General features: G+C 28.8%; 1 protein-coding gene. It reads left to right on the top strand.

Annotation, left to right across the window (positions count from 1 at the left end; genetic code table 11):
• Positions 1-93: 93 nt before the first annotated feature.
• The coding region (locus AC1DSL_RS19205) for a LytS/YhcK type 5TM receptor domain-containing protein (protein ID WP_477533476.1) at positions 94-615 on the top strand (522 nt) is incomplete at its 3' end.

The raw sequence follows: 615 nt of genomic DNA, 5'->3' as shown, positions 1-615 counted from the left end.
CTTTTATCTAGATAAAATAATGTATAATCATAATAATATTTCGCTAATTATACTTAATAGACATTTATTTTAATAGAAAGAAGGGGATAGAGCATGTGGATACATACACTGTTATTAAATGCATTCATTATTATCCTTTGTATTTTTTGCTATCAAATATTTTGGTTAGATAAAGATGGTAATAAAGTGCGTAATAAGGTATTAATTTCCTTTCTTTCATCAATTTCTACTGTTCTTTGTATAACGTTCCCCTTTAGTTTTCATCTAGGATATATTTATGATTTACGGCTTATTCCTATCATTTTAGCCTTTCTATATGGAGGTTTAAGAAGCTTTACTTTTGTCACCTTTGTATATCTTTCTTACCGTTTTTACTTAGGAGGAAACGGCTTTTTCCCATCATTTATTATTATGGTTATTTTGTTCGTTTCTATTATTGTAATATTTTATTTTGTTGTACCGGCTGAGTTAGAGAAAAGGAGAAAATTCTTCGGCACACTGCTAATTCTTATTAGCACTAGTACTTTTTCTGTTTTTGCTATAATGACCGAAATAAAAATAGATGGAACGCCCGGCTATGTTCGTATGCAATTTTTATGCAGTTATATAGTAATC

The organism is Paenisporosarcina sp. P4_D4 (assembly GCF_056401835.1).
The sequence above is the reverse complement of the archived record's forward strand: the minus strand, read 5'-3'. Positions and strand labels throughout refer to the sequence as shown.